The 23,742-nt window shown below is 68.4% G+C and carries 19 protein-coding genes; 7 read left to right on the forward strand and 12 right to left on the reverse strand.

All coding sequences use genetic code 11. The annotated features are described in order from the left end of the window. The first annotated feature begins 12 nt into the window (after positions 1–12). The gene (locus BIU99_RS04565) at positions 13–1,254 is read left to right on the forward strand and encodes a glycoside hydrolase family 1 protein (RefSeq protein ID WP_071259889.1); all 1,242 of its coding nucleotides are present in this window, start codon (positions 13–15) and stop codon (positions 1,252–1,254) included. Between the two features lie 50 nt (positions 1,255–1,304). On the opposite strand, the gene BIU99_RS04570 is transcribed toward BIU99_RS04565, so the two are convergent. After that, positions 1,305–2,351 carry a LacI family DNA-binding transcriptional regulator gene (locus BIU99_RS04570; RefSeq protein WP_071259892.1) on the reverse strand — a complete coding sequence of 349 codons (1,047 nt, stop codon included), beginning with the start codon at positions 2,349–2,351 and terminating at the stop codon, positions 1,305–1,307. A 148-nt stretch (positions 2,352–2,499) separates the two neighbouring features. On the opposite strand from BIU99_RS04570, the gene BIU99_RS04575 reads away from it, so the two are divergent. The 3 genes from BIU99_RS04575 to BIU99_RS04585 all read left to right on the forward strand — a co-directional run bounded on the left by BIU99_RS04575 (position 2,500) and on the right by BIU99_RS04585 (position 7,345). Continuing rightward, positions 2,500–3,966: a glycoside hydrolase family 43 protein gene (locus tag BIU99_RS04575; RefSeq protein WP_071259895.1), complete on the forward strand. Its 1,467-nt coding sequence runs from the start codon at positions 2,500–2,502 to the stop codon at positions 3,964–3,966. Positions 3,967–4,062: 96 nt separating this feature from the next. Then, on the forward strand, positions 4,063–5,877 hold the full coding sequence (gene uidA, locus BIU99_RS04580; protein ID WP_071259897.1) for a beta-glucuronidase: 1,815 nt from the start codon (positions 4,063–4,065) through the stop codon (positions 5,875–5,877). Positions 5,878–5,974: 97 nt separating this feature from the next. After that, positions 5,975–7,345 (forward strand): MFS transporter, encoded by a 1,371-nt coding sequence (locus BIU99_RS04585; protein WP_071259900.1) that lies wholly within the window; start codon positions 5,975–5,977, stop codon positions 7,343–7,345. A 19-nt stretch (positions 7,346–7,364) separates the two neighbouring features. Here BIU99_RS04585 and BIU99_RS04590 read toward each other — a convergent pair whose 3' ends face one another. Together BIU99_RS04590 and BIU99_RS04595 are read right to left on the reverse strand one after the other, a co-directional pair. After that, a complete protein-coding gene (locus BIU99_RS04590; protein WP_083397219.1) occupies positions 7,365–8,411 on the reverse strand; it encodes an SMP-30/gluconolactonase/LRE family protein in 1,047 nt (348 codons plus the stop codon). Then, positions 8,408–10,234, reverse strand: coding sequence for an NAD(P)/FAD-dependent oxidoreductase (locus tag BIU99_RS04595; protein WP_071259903.1), 1,827 nt, complete (start codon positions 10,232–10,234; stop codon positions 8,408–8,410). Before BIU99_RS04595 ends, BIU99_RS04590 begins: the two co-directional genes overlap by 4 nt. Before the next feature lie 69 nt (positions 10,235–10,303). Between BIU99_RS04595 and BIU99_RS04600 the strand changes: the two genes are divergently transcribed. Further along, positions 10,304–10,762, forward strand: coding sequence for a MarR family winged helix-turn-helix transcriptional regulator (locus tag BIU99_RS04600; RefSeq protein WP_083397198.1), 459 nt, complete (start codon positions 10,304–10,306; stop codon positions 10,760–10,762). 47 nt (positions 10,763–10,809) lie between these two features. On the opposite strand, the gene BIU99_RS04605 is transcribed toward BIU99_RS04600, so the two are convergent. The 5 genes from BIU99_RS04605 to BIU99_RS04625 all read right to left on the reverse strand — a co-directional run bounded on the left by BIU99_RS04605 (position 10,810) and on the right by BIU99_RS04625 (position 18,437). Further along, positions 10,810–12,852 carry a beta-galactosidase gene (locus tag BIU99_RS04605; protein ID WP_071259905.1) on the reverse strand — a complete coding sequence of 681 codons (2,043 nt, stop codon included), beginning with the start codon at positions 12,850–12,852 and terminating at the stop codon, positions 10,810–10,812. A gap of 60 nt (positions 12,853–12,912) precedes the next feature. Further along, a complete protein-coding gene (locus tag BIU99_RS04610; RefSeq protein ID WP_083397199.1) occupies positions 12,913–13,836 on the reverse strand; it encodes a carbohydrate ABC transporter permease in 924 nt (307 codons plus the stop codon). Continuing rightward, complete coding sequence (locus BIU99_RS04615) at positions 13,833–14,771, reverse strand: carbohydrate ABC transporter permease (protein WP_083397200.1); 939 nt, start codon at positions 14,769–14,771, stop codon at positions 13,833–13,835. The genes BIU99_RS04610 and BIU99_RS04615 overlap by 4 nt, the downstream gene beginning before the upstream one ends. Beyond that, positions 14,768–16,081 (reverse strand): ABC transporter substrate-binding protein, encoded by a 1,314-nt coding sequence (locus tag BIU99_RS04620; protein WP_071259907.1) that lies wholly within the window; start codon positions 16,079–16,081, stop codon positions 14,768–14,770. Before BIU99_RS04620 ends, BIU99_RS04615 begins: the two co-directional genes overlap by 4 nt. Positions 16,082–16,274: 193 nt before the next feature. Beyond that, the gene (locus BIU99_RS04625) at positions 16,275–18,437 is read right to left on the reverse strand and encodes a hypothetical protein (RefSeq protein WP_071259909.1); all 2,163 of its coding nucleotides are present in this window, start codon (positions 18,435–18,437) and stop codon (positions 16,275–16,277) included. Between the two features lie 105 nt (positions 18,438–18,542). Here BIU99_RS04625 and BIU99_RS04630 point away from each other — a divergent pair, with 105 nt between their 5' ends. Beyond that, the gene (locus BIU99_RS04630; protein WP_071259911.1) at positions 18,543–19,130 is read left to right on the forward strand and encodes a TetR/AcrR family transcriptional regulator; all 588 of its coding nucleotides are present in this window, start codon (positions 18,543–18,545) and stop codon (positions 19,128–19,130) included. A gap of 71 nt (positions 19,131–19,201) precedes the next feature. On the opposite strand, the gene BIU99_RS04635 is transcribed toward BIU99_RS04630, so the two are convergent. From BIU99_RS04635 to BIU99_RS04645, 3 genes are all read right to left on the reverse strand, one after another. Then, complete coding sequence (locus BIU99_RS04635; RefSeq protein ID WP_083397201.1) at positions 19,202–19,996, reverse strand: ATP-binding cassette domain-containing protein; 795 nt, start codon at positions 19,994–19,996, stop codon at positions 19,202–19,204. Further along, positions 19,993–21,084 (reverse strand): ABC transporter permease, encoded by a 1,092-nt coding sequence (locus BIU99_RS04640; RefSeq protein ID WP_083397202.1) that lies wholly within the window; start codon positions 21,082–21,084, stop codon positions 19,993–19,995. Before BIU99_RS04640 ends, BIU99_RS04635 begins: the two co-directional genes overlap by 4 nt. A gap of 97 nt (positions 21,085–21,181) precedes the next feature. Then, the gene (locus tag BIU99_RS04645) at positions 21,182–22,207 is read right to left on the reverse strand and encodes a substrate-binding domain-containing protein (protein ID WP_071259913.1); all 1,026 of its coding nucleotides are present in this window, start codon (positions 22,205–22,207) and stop codon (positions 21,182–21,184) included. A 184-nt stretch (positions 22,208–22,391) separates the two neighbouring features. Between BIU99_RS04645 and BIU99_RS04650 the strand changes: the two genes are divergently transcribed. Next, positions 22,392–22,796, forward strand: a complete 405-nt coding sequence (locus tag BIU99_RS04650) for a tautomerase family protein (protein ID WP_071259916.1) — start codon at positions 22,392–22,394, stop codon at positions 22,794–22,796. An 18-nt stretch (positions 22,797–22,814) separates the two neighbouring features. On the opposite strand, the gene BIU99_RS04655 is transcribed toward BIU99_RS04650, so the two are convergent. Beyond that, on the reverse strand, positions 22,815–23,576 hold the full coding sequence (locus BIU99_RS04655) for a GntR family transcriptional regulator (RefSeq protein WP_071259919.1): 762 nt from the start codon (positions 23,574–23,576) through the stop codon (positions 22,815–22,817). Between the last annotated feature and the right edge of the window lie 166 nt (positions 23,577–23,742).

Raw genomic sequence — 23,742 nt, forward strand, 5'->3', positions numbered from 1 at the left:
GCATCGACGACCATGACGACGACCTTCCCCGACGGATTCCTCTGGGGCGCGGCGACCGCCGGCCACCAGATCGAGGGCAACAACGTGAACAGCGACTGGTGGGCGCGCGAGCAGTCCATGCCGGGCATGGAACTGTCCGGCGACGCCTGTGACAGCTATCACCGCTACCGCGAGGACATCGCCCTCCTCGCCGAGGCCGGGCTCACCTCCTACCGCTTTAGCCTCGAGTGGTCACGGATCGAGCCGGTGCAGGGGCACATCTCGCGGGCGGAGCTCGCCCACTACCGGCGCATGATCGAGTGTTGCTTCGAGCACGGCGTCACCCCGGTGGTCACCCTGCAGCACTTCACGACACCCCAATGGTTCGCCGAGCGAGGCGGCTGGTTGGCGCCCGACGCCTCGGAGCGGTTCCAGACCTACGTTGCAGAGGCGACCACGATCCTCGATGGTGTCGAGTGGGTCGTCACGATGAACGAACCGAACATGCAGGCCGCGATCATGACCGCCATGCGCCGCATGCAACAGGCCGGCGGGCAGTGGCAGAGCCCGACCGTCGAAGCCGAGGGGGAGTCGGAGCAGCAGTCGCACAGCGACTTCCTGACGTACGCCGATCCGGAGATCGGACGGACGTTCACGGCCATTCATCATGCGGCGCGGGCGATCGTGCGCGAGCGCACTGGCGCGAAGGTCGGCTGGACCATCGCCGCCGGCGCGCTCACCGCGGCCCCGGGCGGTGAGGAGAAGTTGCTCGAGATCCGGTACGGCAAAGAGGACGTCTACTGGGAGGGCAGCCGCGGCGACGACTTCGTCGGCGTGCAGGCTTACTCGAGTCAGCAGGTCGATGCCCGCGGACTCGTGCCGCACCCGCCGCACCCGAATAACACCCTCGTCGGCACCGCATATCGCCCAGATTCGCTGGCGATGGCCGTCCGTCACGCCTGGGAGGTCACCGGTGGTGTGCCGGTGCTGATCACCGAGAACGGTATCGCGACCGCCGACGACGAGCAGCGCATCCGGTACACCCGGGAGGCGCTCGAGGGGCTCAGCGGCACAATGGATGATGGCGTCGACGTGCGTGGGTACCTTCATTGGTCACTGCTCGACAACTTCGAGTGGGGTCACTGGGAGCCGACGTTCGGGCTCATCGCCATCGACCGGGAGACCTTCGTCCGCACGCCGAAGCCGAGCCTCGCGTGGCTCGGTGGTGTCGCCCGGCTGAACGCGCTCGACACCGTCGGCGTCACCGAAGCCTGACAACTCGATGCGGGGCTTGTCCGCACAGGCCCCGCATCGTCGTCCCCGCGTCAGATCCGCTCGACCGGACCGGTCGACTCGCGCACGATCAGCGTGGTCGTGAGGCCGGGCCTGTCGTCCACCCTGTGCTCTCCCCGTACCTCGGCGACGAGCCGGTGGACGGCGGCCTCGCCGATGGCGGCGAGGGGGCTGCGCACGGTTGTCAGCGAGGGAGTGGTCAGATCGGCACCGAAGATGTCGTCGAAGCCGACGACGCTGAGTCGTCCGGGCACTGTGACGCCTGCCGTCCTGCACGCCCGCAGCAGTCCGAGTGCCATGAGGTCGTTGTAGGTGATGACCGCGGTCACGCCGGATGCGATGATCTTCGGCAGGGCATGCTCACCGCCCTCGATAGTCGGTCGGCCGGCGGTGAACATCGCGATCGACAGGCCGCGCGCACGTGCCGAACCGAAGATGCTGCTCCACCGGGTGCGGTTCATCCAGGACACGGCCGGTCCCGCCAGATAGCCGATCGAGCGGTGCCCGAGGTCGGCGAGGTGTCCCATCGCCTGCGCAACACCCATGGTCACGTCGGGGGTGATGGAGGGGAGGTCCGGAACCGCGCGGTTTGCCAGGACGACCGGCTTCGTCGCGGCCAACCGGCTGATCTCGTCGTCGCGCAGGCGAGAGGCGACGAGGAGTAGGCCGTCGACCGCCGACTGCAGGCGACCGGCGGTGGCGAGCTCGACCTCCCCGGACTCCTGCGACTCCGCGTACACGAGTGTCTGTCCAGTGGCGGCGATCGCGCGTTCTGCTCCGCGCACGAGGTCGAAGTAGACAGGGTTGGTGATGTCGGAGATGAGGATCGCCAAGGTGTCGGTGCGGCCGGTCGGGAGTGCACGCGCCATCGGGTTGATGCGGTAGCCCAACTCCAGGGCGACCGCGCGGACGCGCTGCTCCGTCGCGCGATTGACCCGCCCGGGCTTGTTGAGCGCTCTGGAGACCGTGGACGCGTTGACGCCGGCCGCGCGCGCGACGTCGTAGATCGTCGGAGCGAGGCGTCGCCCGCCCGCCCGGGCCGGTGTCTCCTCGGCGAGCTTGCCCTGTGGATCATCCATGTCGTCCTCTGTCCGTCCTGCGTCGGATTGCCGGTGCTGCGCCCGCAATGGCAAGTTCTGGCAATCGGTTGACAGATTTTGTCTTGCTCAGTCAAAATAGCACCACGAGCCCCTCGCACCGTCGCGGAGGAGGAAGGAATCCACTCGCATGACGAACACCCCGGTCATCCCCGGCTATCACCCCGATCCGTCCGTCTGCCGGGTCGGCGCGGCCTTCTTCCTCGCCACCTCGAGCTTCGAGTATTCGCCCGGCGTCCCCATATTCACGAGCACCGATCTCCGCTCGTGGGACCAGCTCGGCAACGTTCTCACTCGAGAGGGTCAGCTGACGGTGCGGACCGGCGTCGAAGGCGCCAGCGGCGGTATCTACGCTCCCACCCTGCGACACCATGACGGCCGGTTCTGGCTCACAACCACCAATGTCGACGAGATCACCAAGGGGCACCTCATCGTGCACGCCGAACGTGCCGAGGGGCCCTGGAGCGAGCCGGTTTACACGGAAGGCTTGATCGGCATCGACCCCGACCTCGCCTGGGGTGACGACGGGGTCTGCAGGCTCACGTGGGGCGACGTGATGCGCGGGTGCATCTCCCAGGTCGAGGTCGATCCGTCGACCGGTCGGGTCCTGTCCGAACCCGTGGTGCTCTGGCGCGGTATCGGAACCGGCGACACGCATCCGGAAGGTCCGCATGTGTTCAAGCGCGGAGACTGGTGGTACCTGCTGGTCGCCGAAGGCGGCACCGGTCCTGGCCACATGGTGACCGTCGCGCGATCAGCGGCCATCGACGGACCGTTCGTGGGGAACCCGGCGAACCCGATCCTGTCGCACCGCAGCACGACCCATGCGGTCCAGTCCACCGGTCATGCCGACCTGGTGGAGGCCGAGGACGGCAGCTGGGCGATGGTCCACCTCGGGGTCCGGCTGCGTGGATCGTTCCCGCGGTGGCACACGAACGGCCGCGAGACCTTCCTCGTCGGCATCGATTGGGTAGACGACTGGCCCGTCGTCGTGGAGGACCGCTTCCCGGAGTCGACCCCGGAGACCTCGTTCGTGGACACCTTTGACGCACCGACCCTGCACCCGCGGTGGATCGCCCCGGGCGTGGCCCCGGCGTCCTTCGCGAGTGTCCGGGACGGAGCGCTGCACCTGACGGCGGGGCGACCCGCGGCGAGCCGTGACGCCGAGCACCTGCTGGCGGTCCGCGCACGCGATGAACAGTGGGCTGTGGAGGTGGCCGCGCCCGAGGGCGACATCGCGCTCGGCGTCCGCATCGACGACGCGCACCAGGCCGTGGTGCAGCGGGTCGGCGACCGCGTGACGGTCCGGGTCGTCATCGGCCCCCTCGACCAGGTGATCGCCGAGCGGACCGGCGTCGACCGGCGTCAGCCGCTGACCGTCCGCGCCGTCGCCAACCCGCAACAGCGTCCGGGCGCGCGCACCGGCCCCGACCGCATCGTCCTCGGCGTCGGCAGCGAGCCGGACGTGCTCGCCGACATCGACGGCCGATACTGCTCGACCGAGGTCGCCGGCGGGTTCACGGGTCGCGTGATCGGGATCGAGGCGCTCGGCGGCGACGCAACCGTCACCCGGTTCTCCTACAGCGCGCTCCACTGACCCCGACCCGCTCAGCCCCGATCAGTCCGGCCCGGTCCCGACCCGATCCGCACCACCGACCGTCACCACCTCGCATCGTCGCGAAGAAGGAACCCCATGCTGAAACCCCGGTTCACCCCCACCCGTGACCTCTCGAACCTCGACGGCCTGTGGTCGTTCGCGCTCGACTCCGCCGCCGGCGAGCAGGCGTGGCTCGAGCGACTCCCCGGGTCGCTCGAGGTCGCGGTCCCCGCGAGCTACAACGACCAGTTCACGTCCGCCGAGATCCGCGACCACGTGGGCTGGGTCTACTACCAGCGGCCCGTGTCCGTCCCGCGCGGGTGGGACGGCGAACGCATCCTGCTCCGGTTCGACGCTGCGACCCACGCCGCGAGGGTCTACGTCGACGACGCCTTCGTCGGGGAGCACCAGGGTGGCTACACACCGTTCGAGATCGACATCAGCGACCGGGTCCAGGCGGGGGCGAGCGTCCGCCTGACGGTCGCTGTCGACAACCAGCTGACGAACGACACGATCCCGCCGGGCATCATCAGCGAGGCGCCGGACGGCCGCAAGCAGCAGGCGGTGCTCCACGACTTCTACAACTACGCGGGGCTCGCGCGCTCAGTCTGGTTGTACAGCTCACCCAAGGTCCGTGTGGAGGACGTGACCGTCGTCACGGAGGTCGACGGCGCGGACGGGATCGTCACGTACCGCGTCGCGACCACGGCGCCGGCCGATGTCCGCGTGCGGGTGCTCGACGCCGCCGGAACCGAGGTCGCCGCCGGTGCGGGGGAGTCCGACATCCTCACCATCCCGGGCGTGACCTGCTGGCAGCCCGGCGCGGCCTACCTGTACGACCTCGTGGTGGAACTGTTCGACGACGAGACCCTCGTCGACAGCTACACGCAGGCGTTCGGCGTCCGCACGGTCGAGGTCCGCGGGGCGCAGCTCCTCATCAACGGCGAGCCCTTCTACTTCACCGGGTTCGGCAAGCACGAGGACACCGCCATCCGCGGCAAGGGACACGACAACGCCTACCTGGTCCACGACTTCCAGCTCCTCGACTGGATCGGCGCGAACTCCTTCCGCACCTCGCACTACCCCTACGCCGAAGAGGTGCTCGAGTTCGCCGACCGGCAGGGCATCGTCGTGATCGACGAGACCGCCGCGGTCGGGCTCAACCTCGGCGTGCAGGGCGGCCTCACGGGCATCCCGCCCACCCCGACCTTCGCGCCGGAGAACTTCGGCGGGGTGACGCGCGAGATCCACGCGCAGCACCTCCGAGAACTGATCGACCGGGACAAGAACCACCCGAGCGTCGTCATGTGGTGCATCGCGAACGAGCCGGCGTCGAACGAGGAGGGCGCGCGGGAGTACTTCGAACCGCTCGTCGAGCTCGCCCGCGAGCTCGACCCGACGAGGCCGCTCACCTATGCGGCGGTGATGTTCGCGAACGCGCAGAACGACACCATCGCCGACCTCTTCGACGTCCTCAGCATCAACCGCTACTTCGGCTGGTACGTGTTCACCGGGGACCTCGCCACGGCCGAGCACTACCTGGAGCAGGACCTCCGTGGATGGGCGCAGCGGTTCGGGAAGCCGATCATGATGTCCGAGTACGGCGCCGACACGATGCCCGGCCAGCACTCCGTGTGGGACCTGCCCTGGAGCGAGGAGTACCAGACCGACTACCTCGCGATGAACCACCGCGTCTTCGACCGCATCCCGGAGTTCATCGGCGAGCACGTGTGGAACTTCGCCGACTTCCAGACGTCACCCGGCATCCACCGGGTCGACGGGAACCGCAAGGGCGTCTTCACCCGCGACCGCAAACCGAAGGGCGCCGCGTTCTCGTTGCGGCGTCGCTGGACGGGGCTCGACGGGTCGAAGCCCGGGCACGCCACCGACGGACCCGACGACGACCGCTGACCCGTCCATCCGCGCGCGGCCCCTCGGGGGTGAGGGCCGCCGCGGGTGATCCCGACCCCGCACCACATCCCGCACCACCCGACCGAAGAAGGAACCCATGGGCATCAACGACGAGCTCACTCCAGAGGAGTCCTCACGCATCACCATCGCCGCTGCCACGGCGCGTCCCATGACCTCCGGCACCGCCGCAGGTCCCACCACGACCAACCTCCCGACGCCCGACGGCCCGACCCGTCCAGTCAGCGCCCGCTTCATCGTGACGATGATGCTCGCGAACTTCGGATCGTCCATGGCGTTCATCGTCCCGCTGTCCTATTCGCTGGCCCTCCGGATCCAGGAACTGGTGCCCGGCCATGAGGAGGTGTTGGGGTATGCGACGGGACTCGCGCAGGCGGTGTTCATCCTCACGGCACCGCTCATCGGCATCTGGAGTGACCGCACCCGCTCGCGGCTCGGTCGCCGTCGCCCGTTCATGCTGGGCGGGATCGTCTTCGGGCTCGTCGGTCTGCTCGTCATCTCCGTGGCCCCGAGCGTGCCCGTCCTCATCATCGGGTGGATCATCGCCATGTTCGGCTGGGCCAACGTGGGAGCGGCGATCATGTTCCTCCAGGCGGACCTCGTGCCGGAACAGCAACGCGGCAAGATCTCCGGACTCACCGGCCTGACCGCCCAGGTCGCGCCGATCCTCGGCATCGGCATCGTCTACGCCGTGGTCGACATCAGCACCGTGCTCGTGTTCCTGCTGCCGGGTGTCGTCGGAGCGGTCACCGTGCTCGCGTTCGTCCTCCTCGGCAAGGACCCGGACTCGCGGGGCATGGCGCTGCCGGACGACCGCATCTCCCTGAAGAAGGTGTTCTCGAGCTACGCCTTCAATCCGCGGAAGTACCCGGACTTCGGGTGGAACTGGCTCGGCCGCTTCACGTTCTTCATCGGCCTGTACTTCAACACGAGCTTCGCGACCTTCTTCTACGCCCAGCGGCTCGGGCTGCCGGTCTCCGAGATCGCCGGCGCCGTGACGGTCATCGGCCTCCTCGGAGTCGTCGCCGCCGTCGTCGGAGCGCTCGGCGGCGGATGGGTGTCGGACAAGCTGGGGCGACGGAAGCTCTTCGTCCTCATCGGAGCGCTGCTCTTCGCGGTCGGCGCGGTGATCGAGGCCACCGCGTTCTCCTTCCCGCAGCTCGTCATCGGCGCCGTCATCATGAACCTCGCCCTGGCGGCGTTCGGAGCGGTCGACCAGGCCATCGTCCTGGCGATCCTTCCCGACCGCTCCGAGGCCGGCCGCTACATGTCGGTCGTGTCGTTCGCGCAGAAGCTGCCGAGCGCGATCGCGCCGCTCCTGGCCCCGGCGATCATCGCGATCGGTGCGGTGGACGGGGTGAAGAACTACACGCTCCTGTATCTCGTCGGCGGGGTGTTCGCCCTGCTCGGCGGGTCGATCATCCTGACGAAGGTGAAGGGCATCCGGTAGGTGGGTCGAGTGGCGTCCGTCAGCCGCCGTTCGACTGGCGGATGCCCTCGCCGAGCGCGGTGAAGCGGTAGACGTACCCGCCGGCTTCGCCGCTGACCGTCACGTACGCGTCGGTGGTCCCCGGTTCGATGGCGAGGTTCGTGGCCGATCCGACCCCGTCCTCGTCGTGCGGCATCTCCACGGTGGCGAGGTGCTCGCCGGTGTCGCTGTAGACGAGCACCGCGGCCCGCCCGTGGAGACCGAGGTAGAGGTTGCCGTCGGCGTCCACCGCGGCCGAGTCGACCTGCGTCGTCCCGCCGTCGATGTAGAGCGCCGGGAACGCCACCGCCACCCGCGATCGGGTCTCATCCAGCCGGACGAAGTCGATCTGGTTCCCCGTGTTGTGCGTCACCCAGAGGCCGTCGAAGCCGGGCGTGAAGGCGACGCCGTTGGGGGCGGCGAGCCCGTCGGCGAGGACGCTCGGCTCCGCGGTCGAACCGTCGAGACGGATGAGCCGGCCCGACGCCTCCCAGTACGGCCGGTCGTATCCGGCGGAGTCCGTGACGTAGAGGTGCCCCGCCTCGTCGAAGGAGACGTCGTCCGGGTGGATCGGCGCCCCGTCGACGTCGCCCGCGAAGAACTGCCGGAGGTCGCCTCCGTCCGCCGTGACGCTGTCGATCCGGCCACCGATGAAGTCCGTGAGGTACAGCCGGTCGTCCACGGGGCTGAACTGCGCGGAGGTGTAGGCGCTCGTCGAATCGGTGTGGACGGGCGTGACGTCGAGGGACTCGGTGTCGATCCGGAGCACCTTCGGTCCGCCGGGAGGTGCCGTGACGTCCACCACGTAGAGGTCGCCGTCGGGTCCGAACGTCGGGCCCTCGAGAAGTGTCATCCCCGTGAGTTCGTGCGGTGAGGTGACCTGGAGGAGTTCGGTGGCGGTGATGGTGGTCGCCCCTGCAGGTCTCGTCGTCGACGAGGCGGCGGGCGCGGTGGTGGCGGTGGTGCATCCGGCCAGCGTCGTCGCCAGGACGAGGCCGCCGAACACCCGGACGTCGCGGCGTCGCCACACGGCGGTGTCGGCGCTCATCGGCTCGCGCCTGCGGTCGCGGTCTCGGCGGTCACGAGCACCTCGTGCAGCCTGTTCGCCCGCCACTCGGCCAGCAATCGTCGGAACTGGAGCGGGCTGCCCGAGTACGAGGCGCCGGTCATCGACCGCGTCCCCTCCCCGTTGTAGTACCCGGGCGTGCAGGCGGCCTGGTAGGCGGTCACGTCTCGGGCGGTCCGGGCGATGGTCCGCACCCAGGCCTCCTCCGCTTCCGCCGTCGGCTCGACACGGACGACGTCCGCCGCGCGTGCCTGCTCGACGACCGCAGCGATGTGCTCGGCCTGGTCGCGCAGGATGTGCGCGAAGTTCACCGAGGTCGCGTTCTGGATCGGGCCCAGCTGGAACAGGTTCGGGAAACCGTGGGTCATGAACCCGTGCAGTGTCCGCGGTCCGCGGCCCCAGGCCTCGAGGAGGTTCCGACCGTCGCATCCGACGACGGGCAGGGTGCCTGAGACGACGCCGGACACCCCGGCTTCGAACCCGGTGGCGAAGATGACGCAGTCGACCTCGTACTCGGTGTCGCCGACCACCACGGAGCGCTCGGTCATGCGTGTGATCCCGCCGTGGTCGGCGGTGTCGACGAGGGTCACGTTCGGGCGGTTGAACGTCTGCAGGTAGTGGTCGCTGAAGGCCGGACGCTTGCACATGTAGCGGTACCACGGCTTCAGGACGGCGGCCGTGGCCGGGTCCTCGACGACCGCGTCCACCCGCGCTCGGATGCGGTTCATTGTGGCGGCGTCCTGGAGCTCCTCGAGCAGCTCCCGCTCGTCGTCGGGGATCGTGGTGTCGACCCGCCCCGACAGCACCTTCCGCTGCAGTGCCGCCGTCGCCGTCCAGCCATCGTCGATGAGCGACTCCTCGACCGGTTCGCCGGAGAGCACAGCGATGAAGTTGTCCATCCGTTCGCGCTGCCAACCGGGACGGAACGACGCCGCCCAGCCCGGGTCCGTCGGCCGGTTGTCGCGGACGTCGACGGTCGAAGGCGTCCGCTGGAACACGATGAGCTCCTGGGCGTCGCGGCCGAGGTGGGGGATCACCTGGATGCCCGTCGCCCCGGTGCCGACGACCGCGACCCGCTTGTCCGCGAGACCGGTGAGTCCGCCGTCCGCGCTCCCGCCCGTGTAGGCGTAGTCCCACCGACTCGTGTGGAAGGTGTGGCCGCGGAACGTCTCGATGCCGGGGATGCCGGGGAGCTTCGGTTGCGTCAGTGTGCCGGAGGAGGTGATGACGAACCGCGCCGTCATGCGGTCGCCGCGATCCGTCTCGACGATCCAGTGGCCGCCGTCGTCATCCCAGGTGAGCCCGGTCGCGCGGGTCTGGAACAGGGCGTCGGAAAGGAGCCCGTAGTGCTCGGCGATCGCGTCGGCGTGCTGCCGGATCTCCTCGCCCGGGGAGTACCGCCAGTTCGGGACGGTCCCGATCTCCTCGAGCAGGGGCAGGTAGACCGAGGACTCGACGTCGCTGTGGATGCCGGGGTAGCGGTTCCAGTACCAGGTGCCGCCCACACCTCCGGCCTCGTCCATGAGTCGGATCGACTCGACGCCGGTGTCGCGGAGGCGTGCCGCGGTGAGCAGACCGCCGAATCCGGCGCCGATGATCAGCACCTCGACGTGGTCGGTCCGGGGCTCGCGCTCCTGCCAGGCCGTGTAGGGGTCCTTCGCGTAGTATCCGAACGCACCCGCGGCGCGGCGGTACTGGGCCTGGCCGTCGGGGCGGAGTCGACGATCGCGTTCGCGCGCGTACGTTGCGCGGAGGGCGTCGAGGTCGATGTCGTCGGTCTCGGGGAGCGGGGCTGTCGCGGTCATGGAGAAAGCTTAGCTTTTGACTAAGTAAATCGTCCTGGGGATCTGCTGAGTCACCACTACCGTGGTCTCATGAGCGCAGCGGAACGGGGTCGGGACGCGGTCGTCCGAAGTGTCGAGGCGCTGGCGCTCACCATCTCGATCCGGTCGATCCCCATGAGCCTCGAGCCGCTCCTCAAGACCGACCTCACCATCGCGCAGCTCAAGGTGCTCTCCCTCGTGGTCACGAGCGAGGACGGCGCGACCGGCGGGGGACTCGCGGAGACCTTCGGCGTCTCGATGGCGACCACGTCGAAGCACGTCGACCGTCTCGTGGAGCAGGGGCTCGTCACCCGCGAGTTCGACGCGGACGACCAGCGCGTCCGGCGGATCCGTGCGACCGAGCTCGGCCGGGCGGTGGTGCTGCGCATGATGGCGTCGCGTCCGGAGCTCGGCTCGGAGGTCCTGCGGGACCTCGCCACCGAGGACCTCCGAGCGCTCGAGCAGGGGCTCCGCGCCGTCGACGAGTTGCTGCGCGCCCGGCGCGGCTGACCGGCCGGTGCCGCACCGGCTTCCACATCAGGCCGAGGGGTTTCCCCTCAGGCGCCCCTCACGACCGCGACGCCCTGGGACCCCAGACGGAGGCCGGCCGCCGAGGCACCACTCAACAGGTCGATGCCGGACAGGGTCAGTGTGATCGGCGTTGCACCGTGGTTGATCACGACGGTGAGGTCCCCACGACGGACGGCCTCGACCCACGACGGCGTCGGCTCGTCGTGGACCCGGAGTGGCGCGATGCCCGCCTCCGCCACCAGCGCGCGGACGAGAGCACGGGTGTCGTCGAGACCCAGGCGCGTCGCCAGGTACCACGCGGTCCCGTCGCCGCTGACCCGACGGGTGAGCGCGGGCCGACCGCTCAGCGGTCCGTCGGCGAACATCGCCTGCACATCGGCGTCGTGCACCCGAACGGCCTCGCTCCACTCCATGCCGATCGCGGCGCCGTCGGCGAAGACCGGACCCTCGACCCGGACGGACGGGGCGACGGTCGACTCCGGACGCACCGGGATGGCTCCAGGCCGGTCCCAGGCGCCGGCGAGCGGGACGAACTCCTCGATCCAGACACCGAGGGTCTGCTGCAACGACCCCAGGTAGCCGCCGAGCCGTGCCCGGTGCGTGGTGTCCACGATCGCCGACTGCGGGGTGACGAGCAGGACGGAGCCCCCGCGGACGGCGGCGTCGAGCGCGGCCAGCCGCGCATCGTCGGCGACGAACATCGCCGGCGCGACGATCAGCGCGTACCCCGAGAGGTCTTCGTCGCCGCGCACGAAGTCGACCACGACACCCTCCTCCGACAAGGCCGCGTGCCACGGCGCGATGAGCGACGGGTAGCTTGAGCGCATCGGGAGCCCTCGGTGTTCGATCGCCCACCAACTCTCCCAGTCCAGGACGATGGCGGCCCGCGCGCGGACCGGCGCACCCGTCACCGCGTCGAGCGAGCCGAGCTCAGAGCCGAGCGCCTCGATCTCGCGCCAGATCCTGGTGTCGGTCCCCGCATGCGGAAGCATCGCGGAGTGGAACTGCTCGGCGCCGACGGCGGATTGCCGCCACTGGAAGAACAGGATGCCGTCGGCTCCGCGGGCGATCGCCTGGTAGGACAGTGCACGCATCTGGCCGGGGGCCTTCGGCGCGTTGCTCGGTCGCATGTTCGCCGCGCCCGCCGCCTGTTCCATGAGGAGCCAGGGGCGCCCGTGCCCGAGCGAGCGCATCAGGTCGCGCGCCAGGGCAGCGGACCGGGCCGAGTCGGGATCGGCCGGATCCGGGTAGAGGTCGTCGGCGACGACGTCGACGTGTGGCGCCCATCGCCAGTAGTCCAGACCGCGGAACAGGCCCATGAAGTTGGTGGTGACCGGGATCTCCGGGGTGACCCGCCGGAGGACGTCCTTCTCGGCCAGGAAGCAGTCGAGCAACTCGTCCGAGCTGAAGCGGTCGAAGTCGAGGAGTTGCGACGGGTTGCCGTAAGCGGGTGTCGTGCGCGGGGGCTCGACCTGATCGAAGGAGGTGTAGCGCTGCGACCAGAACGTCGTGCCCCATGCTTCGTTCAGAGCGTCGACCGTGCCGTACCTCCTGATCAGCCAACGGCGGAACGCGCTCCCCGACGCCTCGCAGTAGCAGCGCGACACATGGCATCCGTACTCGTTGTTGACGTGCCAGAGCACGAGGGCGGGGTGGTCGCCGTACCGCTCGGCGAGGGCGGTGACCAGGCGGACCGCCGCTTGGCGGTAGGCCAGTGAACTGGGGCAGTACGCCTGCCGGGAACCGGCGTGCAGGCGAACGCCGTCCGCCGTCACCGGAAGGGACTCGGGATACCGGTGGGAGAACCACATCGGCGGCGATGCCGTGGCGGTCGCCAGGTCCACTCGGATGCCGCCCGCGTGCAGCGTGTCCAGCACGGTGTCGAGCCAGGCGAAGTCGTAGATGCCTTCCTCCGGTTCGAGTAACGCCCAGGAGAAGACCCCGACGGTCGCGAGCGTGACGCCGACCTGCTGCATGAGCGAGACGTCCTCGTCCCAGACCTCGCGCGGCCACTGCTCCGGGTTGTAGTCCCCGCCGAACCAGGGGGTTGCTGCGAATGCTGAGCGCATGGGTCGTGATCCTCGTTCCGTGGGGCGGTCGATCCACGACCGCCCCGCTCCGGTGATGGGTTACTTGATGGCGCCGGCGCCGATGCCCTTGACGATGTGCCGCTGCGCCAGCAGGTAGAACACGACCACGGGGACGATCGAGATCGTCGTCGCCGCCAACAGGATCTGCTGCTGCGGGGTGTCGGCCGAGGTGAACGCGGTGAGGCCCCGTTGGATCGGCATGAGCGCGTTGTCGTCGAAGATCACGAGCGCCATCAGGTACTCGTTCCACGCCCCGAGGCCTTGGATGACCGCGACCGCAGCGAGGCCAGGACGCGCGAGCGGCAGGATGACGCTGAAGAAGGTGCGAACCGGCCCCGCACCGTCGAGCGAGGCCGCCTCCTCCAGGTCGCGTGGCTGGCTCACGAAGAAGCTCCGCATGATGAGTGTCGACATGGGGATGCCGGAGGTGATCAGGATGAGGATGTAGCCGACGGGGTTGTTGGTCAGCCCGAGCGAGATGAGGAGTTTGTACTGCGCGAGGAACATCGCGGGTGCCGGGATGATCATGACCGCCAGGATGACGACGGTGAAGACGCCCTTCCCGGCGAAGTCGAGGCGGGCGAGCGCGTACCCGGCGAGGCTCGAGACGACGAGGATGCCGACGACTGCGCAGCCGGTGTAGATGACGCTGTTCCGCAGGTACGTGCCCAGGTCGCCCTGCACCCACGCGGTCACGTAGTTCGTCCACTGCGGGGACGCCGGGAGGAGGCTGTCGTTGGAGAGCAACTCCGTGAGGCTCTGCAGCGACCCGGACAGCATCCACAGCAGGGGGAGGAGCGCAGTCAGGGCCGCGACGACCAGGAGGCCGTAGAGGCCGATCTGGTCCGGGCGGATCTTCTTCCGCCGGTGGGGAGGTTTCGGGAGCGGACCGCGGTCGCCCGGGCGTCGAGCCGTCGTGAGTGACCGGGTGCTCTGCTGGTCGGTGTCGGTGGTGATCGTCACTTGCGTGACCTCCATCCGGTGATGGCGAGTTGGAAGACGGAGAGCAGCACCAGGGCGCCGCCGAAGACGACCGACATCGCGGCCGCGCTGCCGTACCGCCAGTTCACGAACGCCTCGTTGTAGATGGCGAGCGTCGGCACCATGGTGTGGTAGCCGGGCCCACCGTTCGTCAACACCTGCACGGTGCCGAAGATCTGGAGGGCCGCGAGGAGGGTCAGGAGACTCACGATCGACGTCACCGGGGCCAGGTGCGGCCAGGTGATCGATCGGAACGTGGTCCACGGGCCCGCGCCGTCGAGCTCCGCTGCTTCATAGAGCTCCTTCGGCACGTCCTGCAGGCCGGCGAGGAACAGGAGGAACCCGAACCCCCAGTGGAACCAGATGAACACCGCTGCGACGGCGGGGAGCGCGACGGCGGGGTCACCCAACCAGTTCTCGGCGAGGGCTCCGAGGCCGACGCTCTCGAGCACCCGGTTCAGGACCCCATTTCCCGGGGCGAGGATAAACGAGAACAGCAGTCCGACGACGACGACCGACAACACGCCAGGCAAGTAGAACACCGTTCGGAAGAAGGTCTTGCCCCGGGTGATGCGGTTCACGGCGAGCGCCATGCCGAGCGCGATGCCGTTGCCGAGGAAGAACCCCACGATGCCGAAGAACAGGACGTTGCGCATCGAGGCCCAGAAGACGACGTCTCCGGCGATGAACTCGTAGTTGGCGAGGCCCACCCACGGGGTGTCCGGGCTCACGCCGTCCCACGACTGGAAGCTGAGCAGGATCGCCTGGGCGAACGGCGTGATCGTGAAGACGCCGATCAGGGCGATCGCCGGAGCGAGGAACAACCAGCCGGTGAGGTTCCGGCGCAGGGGGCGGCCCCCGCCGCGCGCGCGGGTCACGCGCACGGCGGCGGGGGCCAGGATCGGCTGCGAGGTCATGGCGTGCGGTCCTGTGCGGCCTGGATGTTCGCCAGCACCTCGTCGACCGTCGCCTCGCCCAGGACGAGTCGTTGCGCCTCTGCGACGATGGCCGTCTTGACGTCGGTCGTGAACGTCGCAGACATGACCTGGACGTCCTCGACACCGGCGGCGTACCCGGCCAACTGCTGCGGCACGTCACCTGCGGCCAGCAACTCGGGGTTCGTCGGCAGGATGCGTCCGACCTCGGCGAAGACGCTCTGCTGCTCCGGCTCGGTCAGCCACTTCACGAAGTCGAGTGCCTCCTCGGGGTGTGCGCCCTTCGGGTTGATGACAGCGCCCTTCCCGGGGATGCCGGGGGAGCGTGGGTCGAGGGTCGCACCGTCGAGCTTCGGCAGGGGGAGGGAGAAGTAGTCCTCGAACTCGGGGTTGGTCCGCAGCCCGACGGAGACGCCGGGGGAGGCGTCGAAGATGGAGCCGGTCGCCTGGGTGAAGAACGACGTCTCGACGTTCGGGTTGTCATCCTGGCCGCCCGGCAGCGCGTTGTTCGCGATGACGCCGGCGTCCTTGAGGTCGACCAAGAACTGGAAGGCGTTGCGCCAGCCGTCGGCCTCCCAGCTCGCCTCGCCGTTGAAGGTGGCCTCGATCTCCTCGTCGCTCAGCCAGTTCGAGGCCAGCCCCTGGATGAGCTGCGGGGTGAGTGACGCCGCGACGCTGAACTTATCGCCAGAGGTCGAGGCCGCGAGGGCGTCGACGAACTCGGCGCCGGTGGTGGGTGCGGTGTCCTGGCTGATGCCAGTGAGTGCCGGGTTGACGAGGAATCCGTAGGTCTGTGTCTCCCAGTGCACCGTGTAGATCCCGGCGGGCACACCCAGGTTGTTCCCCTCGTCGAAGGTCGACATCTCGATGACGGCGGGGCTGAAGTCGTCCGCCCAGTCGCCGTCGAGTTCCTTGGTCAGGTCCATCGCCCACCCGGCCTTGTAGAAGGGCGCCATGTCGGTGGCGTTGAACGACGAGTAGATGTCGGGCATGGACTTCGACTGCGCCTTCGCCTGCAGTTTGGGGAGATAGTCGGCCGGTCCGGGTGAGTCGATCGTGATCTTCACGCCCGTCTCCGTCGTGTACTGCTCCGCGAGCTGGGTCAGGGCGGCCTCCTGGCCGCGCGACTGGTTCATGAAGGTCAGTTCGACCTCACCGTCGGCTGCGGGCTCGGCGGCGGAGCAGCCGCTGAGGAGGAGGGCGGCGACGGCTGCGATCGAGCCGCCGGCGACGATCGTGGCGCGCCTGCGCGCTCCACCGGTCGGGGATGGGGTGTTCTGGAAACTGTGCATGGTCCTCACCTTTGAAAGCCAGGGATGACTCCGGTCGGGCGATCGGAGTCCGGCGATCCGTTCGGTCGCCGTCGTTCGGGTGGTGCTGGTGACGGTGTGCGGTGCGTCACCGCGGATGGTAAATGTCAACCGGTTGCCAAGCTATGCCTCGTCTCGTGTCGGTGTGTGGGTTGTTGAGTCGGTCTGGTCGGCGTCAGGGAGAGGCTGCGAGGCCGCGATCGGGAATGCCGGCGTGCACCGACTCGAACCCCTCGGCGACGATCGACCAGCCCGGAGGGAGTTCCGCGCCGTCGCGGTGGGCCGCGACGAGGTGGGCCGTCGCGGCCAGGAGCCCGCCGTTCGCTGGGAGGTAGAGCGAGAGGAAGCCCGGCATCTGTGGATTGTGGCCGTTGTTCAGGTAGACGTTCTTCGGTGACGACATCAGCAGCCCGTCGATCGCGCGCGACAGGTCGCCCAACCGTGCCGCGGTCATCGCCATCACGGGGTAGTCCCATCCCCAGCTCGACTGCAGGTCCCAGTGTTCCCACACGCTGTCGAGCGTCGCGGACATGATCGACGGATCGATGAGCTCGGTCGGAGGCAGCCAGCCGTACGCCATCAACATCGACGGGTGGTCCTTTCGCACCAGGAACGGCGGTGTCGCGACGGCGGCGTAGGTCCCGTCGTCGAGCACGGTCGGCGATCGCATCCCCTCGGAGACCCGACGCCACCGGGGGTCCTCAGCAAGCCCGAGCCGCTCCCGCCAGATGTTGGCGACAGCGAGGGCCCAGGACCAGTAGGCGAGCTCGAAGGTCGGGTCGGCCGTCGTCTCCCGCTCGGCGAGATAGCTCTCCTGGGCGGGGATCAGGGGCGGGGGGAGCGTGAAGGAGTCGTTCCGTTCGGCGACGACGTCGGCCATGAAGGTCGCCGTCGCCTCGACGAGCGGATAGTGCCGGCGGAGGAACGCCTCGTCCCGGCCGCTCGCGTGGAGGAGTTCGAGCAGGTGGATCACGTGCGGCTGCTGCCAGACGAGGAACACCCCGATGTTACTCGGGGACTCTCGGGCGGACGGATCGGTCTGCTTCGGCCATCTCGCCCCGCGATACCCCTGGTGGCGAGCCGTCTCGCGAGCCGCATCGAGCGACCGGTGGTAGAAGTCGAGGCTGCGTTCGAGCAGTGCGCCACGGTTCCACAGGGCGAAGTGCGCGGCGTGCCACCAGTGCATCTCGAGGTGGAACTTGCCGGACCAGCTGTTGTACGTCAGGCCCGTCTCCGCTGGAGGTGTGCGGCCGGCGCAGTTGACGGCGAGGAGGTACTGGGAGAGGACGAGTCGACGTTCCAGTTCGGTCGCCCGCTCGTCGGTGCTGTCGCCGAGGTCGACCGCGGAGCCGTCCTCCCAGTATCGGCACCACCATTCGGCGGCGGTGGAGCATACGTCGGTGAACGTGGAGCGCTCCGTGCGATCGAACGCTGCGGGACCGGGTCGGAGCGCCACCACGACGTCCAGCTCGGGGCGGTCCGTCGCGGCCACGACGCCATCGGGGCCGTGCTCGCGCAGCTCGCCGGTCGTGGTCACGTGGACGGCATACGCGGTGGCCTCGACCGTCCGTCGTGCGATCCAGTCCTGCGGCGACCGAGCCTCCCAGCTTGTGGTCTCCTCCAGTGGATGTTCGAACGGGGCCAGATCATCGGGCTGCGGGTCGAACACCCACGCGACGCCCCAGCCCTCGGCCAGGAGGGACGAGCGCACCTGGACCGCGAACCGATCGGCGTCGGGGTCGCCGACGGTGGTCACCTGGACGCGGTGCCCGAGCACCGAGTAACCCGCGTCGACCCGACCCGACCAGAGGTCGAGGGTGGTCAGGGCGTCGTCGATGATCGAGGGGTCGAGTGGCCCGGGGTGGTCGAGGCGGACGAGCGCGAGCCGACCGAGGTGGGCGCGGCGCGGGTTGTAGTGGAACCAGGCTCCGGCGGTGAACTCAGGCGCGATCGGGTCTCGCGGGCGCTGCAGTCCCATGCGGTCCAGGTAGGGGACCGGGCCTCGCTCGGTGGCATGGGTGGTCTCGGCCTCGGCGAGTTCGAGCGGCCGGGTGGGGCGCGTCTCGTACCAGCCCCAACCGGACTGGGTCTGCAGCGGGATCTGGAAGTCGTCGCGGTCGAACGCGCGAGGTCGTTGCTCGGGGAGGGCGTCGAGGCCGTCGCGAGGCACGCGGAGCGGGTCGGGCCGGAGCCGGTGGACCTCGGGGAAGGACTGCAGCCCGGAGAGGTCGACCGTGAGGGCGGCGTCGCCGTTGCCTACCGTGAACACCTCGGTGGGGTGGGCGGAGGTGATCACGGGGTTGTGTCGGCGCACGAGTCTCCGTCGATCGATCGCCATGCCGTCACCACCAATCCTCTAAGCTAATTCTGAGTCGTCTATCACTTTGGTGCGTTGAACATATCATTGCACCGGCAGACGTTCAAGAGTCGACGAGGAGTCTGGATGCGAGAGAAGCGCGGGCCGTACGCGAAGTCCGATCAGCGACGGAGGGCACTCAGCGAGGCCGCACTGCAGCTCGTGCAGGAGCGAGGGCACCGGGCGGTCGCCGTCTCGGAGATCGCAGCGCTCGCCGGAGCCAGTGAGCCGACGGTCTACTACCACTACCCGACCAAGGAGAGCCTGCTCATCGCGGCCCTCCAACAGCACGACGACGAGAACATCCGCGAGCGAGGGGCCGAGGCCGGAGCGATCGCCGACATGGGTGACCGTGCCGCGCTCGGCGTGCAGCGGACGAACTTCGGGCGACTCTACAACGAGCTCGCCGGAGCGGCGGCGGATCCCGAGCATCCGGCGAACGGGTACTTCCAGCGACGTTGGGAGCGGTCCGTGCGGGTGGTCGCCACGGACATCGAGCGCCTGCAGGAGGCGGGACAGGTGCCGAGGGAGGTCGATGCGGATCAGGCGGCGCAGCTCCTGCTCGCCGCGTGGGAGGGGCTCCAGCTGCGGTGGATGCAGGGCCCGCCGTTCGACATCCGAGCGCTCATCGAATCGCACATCCGCGTGCTTCTCGGACCTGACGCCTTGACGTGATCAGGGCCGACGACCGCTGCGGCCACCCCGCCGTCACAGCAGGGCGACCGCAGCGGCCGGGCGGGGACAGCTCAGAAGCGACCGGCCCGGAACCGTTCGACACCGACGGCGCCCTCGACGACCGCGGCGGTGAGCTCCTCCACGCTCGTGTCCTCGCGACGGACGTCGAGGATCTTCCGACCGTGGTTCATCACGATGTGCCGGTCGCAGACCTGGTAGGCGTGGTGCAGGTTGTGGGTGACGAGCACCGAGCTGACGCCCTCCGATTTCAGCTGCCGGAGGTAGTTCAGCAGCGCCTCGGTTGCCCGAACCGCGAGGGCCGAGGTGGGTTCGTCCAGGATGAGTAGGCTGCGCTTGAAGTGGACGGCGCGCGCGATGGCGACCGCTTGCGCCTGGCCGCCCGACAGTGATGCGACGAGCTGCTTCGACGATTTGATGCCCTCGATCGTCACGACGGTGTCCAGGATCTCGGAGGTGATCGCGTCCATCTGCTTCATCTTCATGAGTCCGAGGCGGTTGGTGATCTCGCGGCCCATGAACAGGTTCCGGGTGATGGACATCTGCGGGACGAGGGCCGAGTCCTGGAAGATCGTCTCGACGCCGAGCTGCTCGGTGAGTGCCCGGTTGACGGTGTCGTGATGCTGTCCCTCCCAGGTGTACGAACCCGACGTCATCTGGACGACACCGGACAGGATCTTGACGAGGGTGGACTTGCCCGCTCCGTTGTCGCCGAGCAGGCCGACCACCTCGCTGTGGCCGATGTCGAAGGAGACGTCGTTGAGGACGGTGTTCGCCCCATAGCGCTTCGTGACTCCCTCGATTCGTAGGAGCGGCGTCGCGGTGTCGATGGTGGCGTCGATGGTCACGATGCCTTTCCTTCCATGAGCTTGTTGAAGATGGCGGCGATGACGATGATGAGCCCGACGAAGAGTTGGATGTAGAAACCGGGGGCCTTGGCCAGGATGAGGCCGTTCTCGATGATCCGGATCAGCGCGGCGCCGATGATCATGCCGACGATGCTTCCTCGGCCACCGAGCAGGGAGGTCCCGCCGACGACGGCGGCCGCGATGGCCATGAGCGTGTAGTCGTCCGTGCTACCCGGCTGCATCGACGACGTGCGGACGGCGATCAGGATCGCGGCGAAGCCGACGAGTCCGCCGAAGATGCCGAAGGCCATGAGTCGGACCGCCGAAGGGTTGATCGAGATCGCCTTCGCTGCTGCAGCGTTGCCGCCGACGGCGTAGACGTGGTTGCCGCGCTTGTGCCGGTGCAGGAAGAGCCAGGCGATCACGCCGATGACGAGCAGCCAGACCAACTGTGAGCGGAAGAGCCCGAAGTCGCCGGCGAAGAGCGTCACCAGGGTGTCGTCCTTCGCGCTGGACAGGATCGCCGGTGACGTGCCGTTCACGAAGAGGCTCGCCCCGGTCCAGAAGAAGCCCATGCCGAGCGTTGCGATGAAGGACGGGATCTTGGTGACGACCACGATGAGGCCGTTGATGAGCGCGATGCCTGTGCCGCAGGCGATCGCGGCGAGAGCACCCCATCCCCAGCCCACCGCCTCTGAGACGTGGATGAAGATGATCGCGGAGAAGCCGATGTTCGCGCCGAGGGACAGGTCGAACTCGCCTGCGATCATGAGGATCCCGGCACCGATACCGAGGATCGCGAGCACTGGTATGGACTGGGAGATCACTCCGGAGAGGTTGCTCGGCGAGAGGAACGGGAACGCGTCGGGGGCGACGATGCCGGCGATGACGAAGCCGAGGAGCACGATCGCGAAGATGATGCCGATCTCCAGCGCGCCGCGTCCGCGGGTGTAGGTGATCGTGTCACGGAGGCGGTCGGCGAAGCCCTGTGGCTGGTTGTCCGACAGTCTACGAGGCTGCGAGATGCTCTCCGTGGAGAGCGGGGCGGTCAGGATGGGCGCGGGATCGCGCGTGGGTGGTTGAGACATGGGGGTCCTTCGGTGCGCGACGGATCGCGGTCGGTTCGGGGAGGGGTGCCGTGCGCCGAGGGTCGTGGAGCGATCCCCGGCACACGACGGACGAGTGTCAGTAGCGGACGCCCTGCAGATCCTTCTCCTCGAGGAAGGAGACGTTGGACTTGTCGATCAGCCCGAGGCCACCGGAGTTGATGTTGGCGGGGGAGAGGCCGAAGTCGATCGACAGGATGCCCTGCATCACCGACTGGTACCCCTGCACGTATCCCTGCTGGTCTGCCGTCGCGAGGATCTTGCCGTCCTTGATCCCCTGGATCACCTGCGGGGAGGTGTCGAAGCCGACGACCGGTACCGAGACCCCAGCGGCCTCCATAGCCGCGACGACGTTGCGGTGCGGGGTTCCGCCGAGCGGGACGATCGCCTTGACATCGGGGTTCGCCGTCAGCCATGAGGTCATGGAGTTGAGCGCCTCCTCGTCAGCACCGGAGGTACGGAGGTACTCGCCCGTCGCACCGACCGAATCCAGGGCGTCCTGAACGCCGCCGCCGCGCTTGATCGCGTAGTCCTGCTCGGGCTCCTCGGCCGGGAACATGACCTTGTCGCCCTCCTTGAGGTCGACTTCCTTCAGGAGGCGCTCACCGACGAGCTTGCCGACCTCGGTGAAGTCCTGGCCGACGAAGCCCGAGACGCAGTCCTTGGCGCTGTCCGGAGCGGGGACGTTGTAGGCGATGACCGTGATGCCGGCGTCATGGGCGTCGCAGGCGACCTTCGACCACTTCTCGCCCTCGTTGAACGGCATGAAGATCAGCGACGGCTTCGTCGCGATCGCGGTGCCGACGAGGTCGACCATCTTGTCCGGGTCACCCTCGGCCGTCTGGTGCGTCAGATTCAGGTGACCGAGCTCGGCCGCGTCCTCGCCACCCTTCAGGATCTGCGCCCAGAACGGGTCGCTCGCCGGGTTGTAGTAGGTGAAGAAGTAGGCGTCGCGGTTGTCCGCGCGCGATCCGAAGCCGGACGCGAGACCGGCGTCCGAGGAGCTGCTCGCACCCGCGGTGGCGGTGCAGCCGGAGAGGGCGAGTGCGGCGACGCCGACAAGGGCGATCGTGCCGAAGAGCGAGCGTCGTGCTGAGGTTTTCACTTCGTTGTGTCCTTTCGAGGGTCGGGCCTCGGGCGGCCCGTGCATCATTGCAGGGCTCAAGCTAGTGAAGAACGGACAAGAGGGCAATAGTAAGTCAGGACATATTTACTTATTAATGACAAGCGGGACTTGGGGAGGTAGCGTTCTCATGTCCTAACAAACGTGAACCGATCAGGAGACCCTCATGCCGCTCGTCAGGATCGACCTCGCCGCAGGCCGCGACGCCGCGGGCATCCAGCAGATCGCAGACGCCGTCCATGAGGCGATCGTCTCCGTCTACGGGATTCCGCCTCGAGACCGCTTCCAGATCGTCACCGAACACTCGGCTGGCCAGATCATCGCCGAGGATGCGGGGCTCGGTTTCGCACGCTCCGAAGGCGTCGTCATGATCCAGATCTTCACGCAGCGCGGTCGAAGCGATGAGACGAAGCAGACGCTCTACGCGGCGGTGGCCGACCGCCTCTCCGAGGCCGGCGTCGACGGTTCGGACGTCTTCATCGGTTATGTCGAGAACGGCCCACAGGACTGGTCCTTCGGCTTCGGCCGCGCGCAGTACCTGACCGGGGAGCTCGCCGTTCCGACGCGTTGAGGTCGCGCGATCGGCTCGCTACCGGTCGACGAGGGTGACTTCGAAGGAGTAGAGGTCGGGTCGGTAGACGTGCTGGCCGAACTCCACTGCCCGACCGGAGTTGTCGAAGGCTGTTCGCGACATGGTCAGCAGTGCGCTGCCCTTCCGGACGTCGAGCATCTCGCTCTCCGGGCCTGACGCCTCCCGTGCGCCGATGCGTTGCTTGGCGACACGCATCGTGACGCCGCGCGCCCGGAGGAGTTGGTAGAGACCGTGGTGCTCGAGGGCTCCGAGGTTGAGGTCCGTGAGGTCTTCGGGGAGGAAGTTCTCGAGGATCGCGAGCGGGACGCCGTCCGCCCGGCGCAGCCGCTTGATGTGGACGATCGGGCTCCCGGTCGCCACGCCGAGGGCGTCCGCGACCTTCTCGTCCGCCGTCGTAATCTCGGCGGAGAGGATGTCCGTCTGCGGCTTCTGCCCCGTACGCTCCAGGTCCTCGAACAGGCTGGTGAGCTCGACGTTGCGCGTCACCTTTCCGTGGACGACCTGTGTGCCGATACCTCGGCGACGGACGAGAAGGCCCTTGTCCACGAGTTCCTGGATGGCCCGACGGATCGTGGGGCGGGAGAGCCCGAGGCGGGTGCCCAGCGCTACCTCGTTCTCCAGACGTGATCCCGCTGGCAGTGTCTCATCATGGATGGCCTGCTCGAGCCTGGTTGCGATCTGGTAGTACAGCGGCACCGGTCCGGATCGATCGAGGTCGAGGAAGAGTTCGACGGGGAGCGTCTGCTCGGGCTGTGCCATGCGGCTCCTTCGATTGCGAGAGAGGACTTGTCCTGACAATATCAGGGCTTTCCAAAACGGGGGTATGTCAGGTCACGCCGGGTTGCGCGCAGATTGTTAGGACATGCTGTCAAACTTCGGGTATGTTGATCGGACTGCGTCGCCGCAGCTCTGGCGATCGCCAACT

This window comes from Plantibacter sp. MMLR14_011, from assembly GCF_001865025.1.
Taxonomy (GTDB): Bacteria; Actinomycetota; Actinomycetes; order Actinomycetales; family Microbacteriaceae; genus Plantibacter; species Plantibacter flavus_A.